The 8,639-nt window shown below is 70.7% G+C and carries 10 protein-coding genes; 4 read left to right on the forward strand and 6 right to left on the reverse strand.

Translation table 11 applies throughout. The annotated features are described in order from the left end of the window. Both thiD and VHK87_RS11705 read right to left on the reverse strand, forming a co-directional pair. A partial coding sequence (gene thiD / locus VHK87_RS11700; RefSeq protein WP_329635073.1) for a bifunctional hydroxymethylpyrimidine kinase/phosphomethylpyrimidine kinase occupies positions 1 to 763 on the reverse strand: 763 nt, incomplete at its 3' end. A gap of 42 nt (positions 764 to 805) precedes the next feature. Then, positions 806 to 1,954, reverse strand: a complete 1,149-nt coding sequence (locus tag VHK87_RS11705) for a glycosyltransferase family 9 protein (RefSeq protein WP_329635074.1) — start codon at positions 1,952 to 1,954, stop codon at positions 806 to 808. A 94-nt stretch (positions 1,955 to 2,048) separates the two neighbouring features. Between VHK87_RS11705 and VHK87_RS11710 the strand changes: the two genes are divergently transcribed. Genes VHK87_RS11710 through VHK87_RS11720 form a run of 3 tightly spaced genes read left to right on the forward strand, consistent with a single transcriptional unit; the run spans position 2,049 to position 3,387 of the window. Beyond that, on the forward strand, positions 2,049 to 2,351 hold the full coding sequence (locus tag VHK87_RS11710) for a metalloregulator ArsR/SmtB family transcription factor (protein WP_329635075.1): 303 nt from the start codon (positions 2,049 to 2,051) through the stop codon (positions 2,349 to 2,351). Then, positions 2,348 to 2,878, forward strand: coding sequence for an SRPBCC family protein (locus tag VHK87_RS11715; RefSeq protein WP_329635076.1), 531 nt, complete (start codon positions 2,348 to 2,350; stop codon positions 2,876 to 2,878). Before VHK87_RS11710 ends, VHK87_RS11715 begins: the two co-directional genes overlap by 4 nt. Beyond that, positions 2,875 to 3,387 (forward strand): SRPBCC family protein, encoded by a 513-nt coding sequence (locus VHK87_RS11720; protein ID WP_329635077.1) that lies wholly within the window; start codon positions 2,875 to 2,877, stop codon positions 3,385 to 3,387. The genes VHK87_RS11715 and VHK87_RS11720 overlap by 4 nt, the downstream gene beginning before the upstream one ends. Here the strand turns inward: VHK87_RS11720 and folP are convergent. From folP to rpsU, 4 genes are all read right to left on the reverse strand, one after another. After that, positions 3,363 to 4,193, reverse strand: a complete 831-nt coding sequence (gene folP, locus VHK87_RS11725; RefSeq protein ID WP_329635078.1) for a dihydropteroate synthase — start codon at positions 4,191 to 4,193, stop codon at positions 3,363 to 3,365. The genes VHK87_RS11720 and folP overlap by 25 nt on opposite strands. Positions 4,194 to 4,221: 28 nt before the next feature. Continuing rightward, positions 4,222 to 5,550 carry a family 43 glycosylhydrolase gene (locus VHK87_RS11730; protein WP_329635079.1) on the reverse strand — a complete coding sequence of 443 codons (1,329 nt, stop codon included), beginning with the start codon at positions 5,548 to 5,550 and terminating at the stop codon, positions 4,222 to 4,224. Between the two features lie 102 nt (positions 5,551 to 5,652). Beyond that, complete coding sequence (gene ftsH / locus VHK87_RS11735; protein WP_329635080.1) at positions 5,653 to 7,545, reverse strand: ATP-dependent zinc metalloprotease FtsH; 1,893 nt, start codon at positions 7,543 to 7,545, stop codon at positions 5,653 to 5,655. A 179-nt stretch (positions 7,546 to 7,724) separates the two neighbouring features. Further along, positions 7,725 to 7,958 (reverse strand): 30S ribosomal protein S21, encoded by a 234-nt coding sequence (rpsU, locus tag VHK87_RS11740; RefSeq protein WP_091735317.1) that lies wholly within the window; start codon positions 7,956 to 7,958, stop codon positions 7,725 to 7,727. 174 nt (positions 7,959 to 8,132) lie between these two features. On the opposite strand from rpsU, the gene VHK87_RS11745 reads away from it, so the two are divergent. Beyond that, the coding region (locus VHK87_RS11745) for a COQ9 family protein (protein ID WP_329635081.1) at positions 8,133 to 8,639 on the forward strand (507 nt) is incomplete at its 3' end.

Here is an 8,639-nt window from a genome sequence, read left to right on the forward strand (position 1 = left end):
CGTGGCCGGCGCCCAGGCCCGGGGCGTGCAGCATCGCCTGGTGGACATAGTCCCAGGCCCGCGCCACGGCTTCGACCAGGCCCAGCCCCTGCGCCAGGCCCGTCGCGCACGCGGAGGCCAGGGTGCAGCCGGTGCCGTGGGTGTGGCGGGTGTCGATCCGCTCGCCCTCAAAAGCGGTCTCACCATCGCGCGTGATCAGCAGATCGACGACCCGCTCGCCAGGAATGTGGCCGCCCTTCATCAGCACTGCGCGGGCGCCGAGCGATAGCAGCGCGGCGCCGGCCTGCCGCGCCTCGTTGAGGTTGGTGACCGGACGGCCGGTGAGCGCCGCGGCCTCGGGAGCGTTCGGGGTCAGCAGGGCGGCCCTCGGAACCAGCAGCCGCCGCACGGCCTCCACCGCCTGGTCTTCCAGCAGGGAGGCGCCCCCCTTGGCGATCATCACCGGGTCAATCACCGCGGGCGCCTCAGCGCCGTCGAGAATGCGCGCGACCAGCTCCACGATCTCCACGGTGGCCAGCATGCCGGTCTTGATGGCGTCGGCCCCGATGTCTTCCAGCACGGCCCGCGCCTGGGCCTCCACCACCGCCAGCGGGATCTCGTGCACCCCGGTCACGCCGAGGGTGTTCTGCACCGTCACCGCGGTGATGGCGGTGGCCGCATAGCCGCCGAGCGCGGTGACGGTCTTGATGTCGGCCTGGATTCCCGCCCCGCCGCCAGAATCGGAGCCGGCGATGATCAGGACTCGGCCGAGGGGCTGGGGCATGGGCTTCTTCTGGCACGCGGGCGCCGCGCGCGACAATGGCGCCTAGCTGCGGGCCGCCGCCGTCTCGAGCTCGCGCGCGGCTCTCGCGATCATCTCCTCCCAGCTCCCGCGGAACAGCCGCAGGCTGGGGTACCACGGCGTCGCCTCCCCCTCCCCCCATCGCCAGTCGGACACAGGCGCCAGCAGCGTCCAGCACGGAAGACCCAGCGCGCCCGCCAAGTGCGCGGGCGCGGTGTCGACGCTGATCAGCAGGTCCAGCTGCTCGAGGATGGCGGCCAGGTCGCCGAAATCGCCGCGGGGCTCCTGCAGGTCCACCACGCGGGCCGCATTGCGGATCGGCTCCAGCAGGTCCGGCGAGGGCAGCGAGCGCAGCGCGCCGTCCGGATTGGTCGGATTGGCCTGCCAGACGACGCCGACGCGCTCGGGAACTCTCCCGGCCCATTTCTCTCGATAGGCCGGCGGCGTCGCCAGATAGGGCGCGGGCGGGATGGTCCCGATCGTCGTTCCGAAACGGAGCGGCAGGGACATCGACAGCGTCCACACGTCATAGCCTCGGGCCCGGAACGGGCGGTCCTTGGGGAACACCTCGTCGGCCAGTGGCGCGATCAACGGGGCCAGCGTGCTGTGGCAGACCACGCCCACCCGGGCGCTCCGCCTGAGCATCGGCAGATAGCGGGCGAACTGGAGCTGGTCGCCGAGCCCCTGCTCCATCCAGACAAGAATCGAGCGCCCCTCCAGGCTCTCGCCCCGCCATTCCGCCATGCCGGGCGCCTGCAGGCGCTTGGTGGGGAAGTCCGGCACGTCGAGCCGGGACTCGAAGAACCGGAAGCCCTCCTCGTAGTCGCCGAGCGCCAGCAGCGCGCGGGCGAGACTGAGCTCCAGATCCGGCGTCGACTGGAACCGCTGGGCCTCCCGGTAGGCGGCAACGGCCTCCGACCAGCTGCGCAGGCCCGAATAGAGCTGGCCCAGGGTATAGGGCACGGCCGCGAGGCGAGCGCCCGCGTACGGCTCCAGCAGCCGAAGCCCCTCCTCAAACCGGCGCAGCCGGCGCAGGGCGATGGCGCCGTTGACCGCCGCGACCACGTCCTGCCGCCCGTCCGCCAGATGCTGGGCGTAGAGCGCGGCCGCTTCCGCGTTGCGTCCCTCCCGCAGGGCCTGGAGCGCGCGCTCCGCAACCGACTGTCCCGCCATCGGCCCTGCCTAGCAGCAATCCGCGCCGGCTCGCCAGAGGCCGTGATCTCGTATTTTGCTTGATAGCTATATAACTATGTGGTAATTCTCAGCCATGGATGTTTTCGAAGCCATAGCGGAGCCGAACCGGCGGCAGATCCTCGATCTCCTGCGCGGCGGCGAGCGGCCGGCGGGCGAGTTGGTGGAGGCTCTCGGGCTCAGCCAGCCCGGGGTCTCCAAACACCTGAAGGTGCTGCGCGACGCCGGCCTCGTCACCGTCCGCGCCGAGGCCCAGCGCCGGCTCTACCGCCTGCACGGCGACAAGCTCTCCGAACTTGACGCTTGGCTCTCGCCCTACCGCCGCTTCTGGGCCGACCGGCTGTCCGCCCTCGACGATCACCTGGAGAAGGAACAATGATCGAGCTCGACCCCCGCATGGGAGAGGCCCGCACCGACGGCGAAGGCGTCACGCTGGTCTTTCGCCGGCGCTACGCCAAGCCGCTGGCGAAGGTCTGGGCCGCCGTCACCGACGCGGAGCGGCTGAGCGCCTGGTTCACCCCGACGACCATCGAGCGACTGGAGGTCGGCGGGCGGATGGAGATCTACTTCCCGCTCCTGAAGCAGGACAGCACGGCGACCATCGTGACGCTGGAGCCGATGCGCGCCTTCGCTTGGGCTTGGCACGAGGCGGACTACGACACCCTGGTCCGGTTCGATCTGGCGCCGGACGGCGACGGCTGCCGCCTGACGCTCACCCATTCGGGCCTTCGGCCCGAAGACGGCCCCGAGACGCTTGGGGGCTGGCACGCCTACCTCGAGGCGCTGGAGGCCGCCTTGGAGGGCCTCGCCAGCCCGCGGGACTTCCTGGCCCGCTGGAAGGCCGCACTGCCGCTCTATGGCGCTGAACCCGGTGCAACCACCCTGAACGCTGGAGTGAGATTATGACCCTCATTCACCCCGAACCCGGCGAGGTCCGCCGCGACGGCGAGACCGTCACCATCGTCTTCCGCCGCCGCTATCGGAAACCCCTCGAGAAGGTGTGGGCGGCGCTGACCCTGCCGGAGCGGCTGACCGACTGGTTCGCCGAGGCGAAGCTGGAGCGGCTGGAGGTGGGCGCGACCATCGAGCTCTACTTCACCGGCGCCGACTATCGCAGCATCGCGAAGATCACCGAGCTCGACCCGCCGCGGACCATCGCCTGGACCTGGTCGGAGGTGGACGGCTCCAAGCCCTCGCACGTGCGCTTCGACCTGGCGCCGGACGGCGACGGGACGCGCCTGACCCTCACCCACTCCGGCCTGCCGCCGGAGGAAGCCAAGGGGGTGGACTCCGGCTGGCACGCCCACCTGGAGGCGATCGAGGACGCCGCCGACGGCGTCTTCACCCCCTGGTCGAAGCTGTTGGAGCGCGAGGCCGAGGCCAAGCCGCTCTACGAGGCGCGCACGCCCGCCTGAGCGATGGCGGCCCAGACCTTCAGCGCCTGGGCCGTCTCCCTGACGTCGTGCACCCGCACCGCGGCGACGCCGGCTGCGGCCCCCGCGAGCGCCGCCGCGATGGAGCCGCCAAGGCGTTCGCCGGCGGTTTTGGCGGGCGGGTCGAGGGCCGAGATGAAGCTCTTGCGGCTGGCCCCCAGCAGCACCGGGAAGCCGAGCTTTACGATCTGATCGAGCCCCGCCATCAGCGGCAGGTTGTGGCGGATCATGTGCTTGCCGAAGCCGACGCCCGGGTCGAGCCAGATCTTCTCGCGCGCCACGCCCGCAGCCATCGCCGCGTCCGCCCGCCCAGCCAGGAAGTCCGCCACCTCGCGCACCACATCGTCGTAGTGCGGCTCGGCCTGCATGGTGCGCGGCTCGCCCTGCATGTGCATCAGCACCACCTCGCAACCGAGCTCGGCGGCGACCTCGAGAGCGTCCGGCGCCCCCCGAAGGGCCGTCACGTCGTTCCAGATCCGCGCGCCGGCGGCGACGGCGGCCCGGGCGACGGCCGGCTTCGTGGTGTCGACAGATATCGGCCGGTCGGTGTCGGCGGCGAGGGCCTCGACCACCGGGACGACCCGCGCCAGCTCCTCGGCTTCGCCCACGGGCTCGGAGCCCGGCCGGGTGGACTCCCCGCCGATGTCGAGGATGTTGGCCCCGTCCACGATCAGCCGCCGCGCATGCCCCACCGCCGCCTCGCGGCCCAGGAACCGGCCGCCGTCTGAGAAGCTGTCCGGCGTGACGTTGACGATGCCCATGACGAGCGGCGCGCGGGTCGGCTGCATGGGCGCGGACCATAGCGGCGCGCGAGCCTCAGCCAAGCCTCACGCGTCCCCCCTCGAACACCAGCTCGGCCGACAGCACCGCGCGGAACGCCTTGTAGCCGAGCCGGCCGGGGCGGAAGGCGTGCAGGAACAGCCTCGGGCGGCCGTCTGGGCCCGGGGCGACGGAGGGATGGCCGGGCCCCACCCACTCGGCCGAGGAGCCCAGCAGCGGGGCCTCCAGCTTGCGGTAAGGCCCGAGGGGGCTGTCGGCGACCGCCGCGCCAATTCCGTACTGCGGGGTCGAAAAGTCGTTGCCGGCGTAGAACATGAACCAGCGCCCATCGGCCTTGGTCACCCAGACGCCCTCGATCAGGTGGGCCTCCCAGGGCTGGTCATTCTGCAGCACGAGCCGCCGATCGCCCACCAGAGCCGAGCCGTCGGCGGCGAGCGGCTGGGCGTAGACGCGGGTGCGCAGCGTCTCCCCGATCTGCAGCCGCGCCTCGCCCGTCAGCCGACCCTCGAAGGCGGCCAGGTCCTCCGCCGCGGCCTCGATCAGCGGCTGCAGCGCGAAGAACTGTTCCATCGGCGCCGCATGCGCCTCGAGCCATGGCCAGAGCGCGGCCGCCAATGCGGCGGTGCGGCGATCCTCCTGGGTCTCGAACAGCGCCTCCGCAAGCCCCGGCTCGGCGGCCAGCATGGCCGCCAGCCGGCGCGGCCAAACGCCGTTGTCGTCCACCTTCCAGAACAGCAGCGGCGTCCCGTCGTCCAGGACGTGCAGGTGCGGGTCGATGACCCCGCCGCGCAGCAGCGGCGCGGCCTGCGGGCGGTAAGGCCCTTCCGGCCGGGCGGAGGTGGCGAGCCCGATGGCCAAGGTCCCGTCCAACTGCCGGGCGCTGAACACCAGCCAGTAGTCGCCGCCCACTCGGTGGATCTCCGGCGCCCAGAAGTCGGCCCGCTCCAGCCCCTCGAGGCACCAGGGCGGTTTGGCGCCTTGCGGGAACGCGAAGCTCGCCAGCTCCCAGCGCTTCAAGTCATTCGACTTGAGGATAGGAAACGACTGCGGCGCGTCGTTCGAGGTCGCCACGAGGCGCCAGGAGCCCTCCTCGGGGACATGAAGCACGCACGGGTCGCCGTAGCCGTAGAGGATGTCCGGGCCGACCGCCTCGGTGAGCACCGGCGCCAGTCTGGCCGTGGGCTCCGGCAGCTGCGCCGGCCGGCGGTTCAGCGGATTGCGGGTTGCGAGGTCGGCGGCGAGCTGGGCGTGGAAATCGAGCCAGGCGTCGTGGCGGCGGTCCGGCAACCGGTAGGCGCGATCGCCTAGGCGGATCTCGAGCCCCTCGCCGACCGCCCGCACCTCCGGCGCATCTCTGCCACCCATCGCCATCACCTCTTTCCTTCCCCGCCTCGCACGGGAGGACGCGCGCAACGAAAAGGGCGGCTGCATGGCTGCAGCCGCCCTCCGAAGGATTTGGGTCTGACCTTACGCCGGCTCGGGCTCGGGACCCGGGCGGGGCGAGATCGGCACCGCGACGGCCGGGCCGGCGGGCCGCTTGAGCTCCAGGTCCTCGCGCTTGGGGCGCACCCCGTACTGCAGCAGGTTCTGGATCTCTTCGCCGGACAGCGTCTCGAACTCGAGCAGCGCCTGGGCCAGCACGTGCAGGTCGTCGATCCGCTCGCTCAGGATCCGCTTGGCCTCGTTGTAGCCCTGCGTGACGAGGCGGCGGACCTCCTCGTCGATCTTCTGGGCGGTGGCCTCGGAGACGTTCTGCGTGCGGGCGACGGAGTGGCCGAGGAAGACCTCCTCCTGGTTGTCGCCGTAGGAAACCAGGCCCAGCTCGTCCGAATAGCCCCAGCGGGTGACCATGTTGCGGGCCAAGCCCGTGGCCGCCGAGATGTCGCTGGAGGCGCCGGAGGTGACCTTCTCCTTGCCGTTGATCAGCTCTTCGGCGACCCGGCCGCCCATCATGATCGCGAGGCGGGAGACCATCTGGGTGTAGTTCATGGAGTAGCGGTCGCCTTCCGGCAGCTGCATGACCATGCCCAGGGCCCGGCCCCGCGGGATGATCGTCGCCTTGTGCACCGGGTCGGCCTCGGGGACCGTCATCGCGACGAGGGCGTGGCCGCCTTCATGGTAGGCGGTGTTTCGCTTCTCTTCCTCGCTCATGGCCATGGATTTGCGCTCGGCGCCCATCATGACCTTGTCCTTGGCCTCCTCGAAGTCTCGCATTGTGACCATGCGGCGGTTCTTTCGGGCGGCCATCAGGGCGGCCTCGTTGACCAGGTTCGACAGGTCCGCGCCCGAGAAGCCGGGGGTGCCGCGGGCGATCGTCTTGACGTTCACATCGGCGGCCAGCGGCACGTTCTTCATGTGCACGCGCAGGATCCGCTCGCGGCCGTTGATGTCCGGGTTCGGCACCACGACCTGGCGGTCGAAGCGGCCGGGACGCAGCAGCGCCGGGTCCAGCACGTCCGGACGGTTGGTGGCCGCGATCAGGATGATCCCCTCGTTGGCCTCGAAGCCGTCCATCTCAACCAGCAGCTGGTTCAGGGTCTGCTCGCGCTCGTCGTTGCCGCCGCCCAGGCCCGCGCCGCGGTGACGGCCGACGGCGTCGATTTCGTCGATGAAGATGATGCAGGGGGCGTTCTTCTTCGCCTGCTCGAACATGTCGCGCACGCGGCTGGCGCCCACCCCGACGAACATCTCGACGAAGTCCGAGCCCGAGATGGTGAAGAAGGGCACGCCCGCCTCGCCCGCGACGGCGCGGGCCAGCAGGGTCTTACCGGTGCCGGGCGGGCCCACGAGCAGGGCGCCCTTGGGGATCTTGCCGCCCAGGCGCTGGAACTTCTGCGGGTCCTTCAGGAAGTCGACGATCTCGCTCAGTTCTTCCTTCGCCTCGTCGACGCCGGCCACGTCCTCGAAGGTGACGCGGTTCTTGTTCTCGGTCAGCAGCCGGGCCTTGGACTTGCCGAAGCCCATGGCGCCCCGCGCGCCGCCCTGCATCTGGCGCATGAAGAAGATCCACACGCCGATCAGCAGCAGGATGGGCAGGGAGTTCAGGAAGAAGGCCAGCAGGCCGCCGCCGCCGGCGGGCTTGAACTGCACATCGGCGCCTTGCGACTCCAGGCGGCGGACCAGCTCTTCCTGGTCGGCGCCGGTCATCGCGGTCAGCACCTTGCCGTCCGAGGTCCTGGCCTCGACGGTCGGGCCGCGGATCACCGCGGTCTTGACCTCGCCGCTGTCGACGTGGGCCAGCATCTGCGAGTAGCTGACCTCGCTGGCGCCGGCCGCGTGGCTGCCGCCCGTCATCATGCTGTAGAGGCCGATGAGGACCACCACGATGACGGCCCAGATGGCGAGGTTACGCAGGTTCATGCAGGAAGACCGCTTCTAAAATGCGCTTAGGTCCTCACACATAGGGACCGGATCGGGGTTACGCCAGCAACCGCGAGCGCCGCGCGACGGAAGATCGCGACGTGGCCGTAAGAAACGCAAAAGGCCGCGCTTCGCCGGCGCGGCCTTCAGCAGAATACAGAGCAGAGAGAAATCCGGTTTTAGCGCGCCGGCTTCTTCGGCGCCGCGATCAGGCCTTCGCGCTGGGCGCGCTTGCGGGCCAGCTTGCGGGCCCGGCGGACGGCCTCGGCCTTCTGGCGGGCGCGCTTCTCGGACGGCTTTTCGTAGTGGACGTGCCGCTTCATCTCGCGGAACGAGCCCTCGCGCTGCATCTTCTTCTTCAGCGCCTTGAGGGCCTGATCGACGTTGTTGTCGCGGACGAAAATCTGAACCAGGGCTCTCTCTCCTGCCAATTCGCTCCCGCCCGGTCACCCATCTGGCGCGAGCGAACAAATACTTTCCGCCGGCCGACCCATAGGCCGCCGGTTTTCTGAGCCGCGCGAGATAGCAGAAGCTGTCCACACTGTCCACGGCGGACAGGCGGCCCTGGTAAGGTTAGGATCGCCCCCATGACCGACACCGACGATTGGGCTGTCCGCACCGAGGCGCAGGTCCTGGACGAGGCCCTGAAGATCGCTCCGCGCCTGGGCTGGACCTGGCCGATGGCCTATGCCGCCGGCCAGGCCGCCGGGCTCTCGCGGCCCGAGACCGAGCTGCTGCTGCCCAGGGGCCCGGCCGACCTCGCCGCCCTGCTCTCGCGCCGGCTGGACGCTGAGGCGCTGCAGCGGCTCGAGGCGGTCGATCCCGCCAGCCTGAAGATCCGCCAGCGCATCCGCGCCGCGGTCGAGGCCCGCTTGGAAGCGGCCGCCGGCCACGAGCCCGCCGTCCGCCGCTGGGCGGGCTGGTGCGCCCTGCCGCTGAACCTGCCGCTGGGCATGCGGCTCCTGTGGGAAAGCGCCGACGTGCTGTGGCGCTGGGCCGGCGACGTGGCCACCGACGAGAACCACTACTCCAAGCGCGCTATCCTCTCGGGCATCCTCTGCGGCGCCCTGGCCATCCGCCTCTCCAACGGCCAC

Origin of the sequence: Phenylobacterium sp. (assembly GCF_036263695.1) — a bacterium.
Taxonomy (GTDB): Bacteria; Pseudomonadota; Alphaproteobacteria; order Caulobacterales; family Caulobacteraceae; genus Phenylobacterium.

Bases quoted from the DNA above. Each gene is read 5' to 3' on its own strand.
- VHK87_RS11705 (WP_329635074.1), bottom strand. From the start codon at position 1,954: ATGGCGGGACAGTCGGTTGCGGAGCGCGCGCTCCAGGCCCTGCGGGAG.
- VHK87_RS11710 (WP_329635075.1), top strand. From the start codon at position 2,049: ATGGATGTTTTCGAAGCCATAGCGGAGCCGAACCGGCGGCAGATCCTC.
- VHK87_RS11715 (WP_329635076.1), top strand. From the start codon at position 2,348: ATGATCGAGCTCGACCCCCGCATGGGAGAGGCCCGCACCGACGGCGAA.
- VHK87_RS11720 (WP_329635077.1), top strand. From the start codon at position 2,875: ATGACCCTCATTCACCCCGAACCCGGCGAGGTCCGCCGCGACGGCGAG.
- folP (WP_329635078.1), bottom strand. From the start codon at position 4,193: ATGCAGCCGACCCGCGCGCCGCTCGTCATGGGCATCGTCAACGTCACG.
- VHK87_RS11730 (WP_329635079.1), bottom strand. From the start codon at position 5,550: ATGGGTGGCAGAGATGCGCCGGAGGTGCGGGCGGTCGGCGAGGGGCTC.
- ftsH (WP_329635080.1), bottom strand. From the start codon at position 7,545: ATGAACCTGCGTAACCTCGCCATCTGGGCCGTCATCGTGGTGGTCCTC.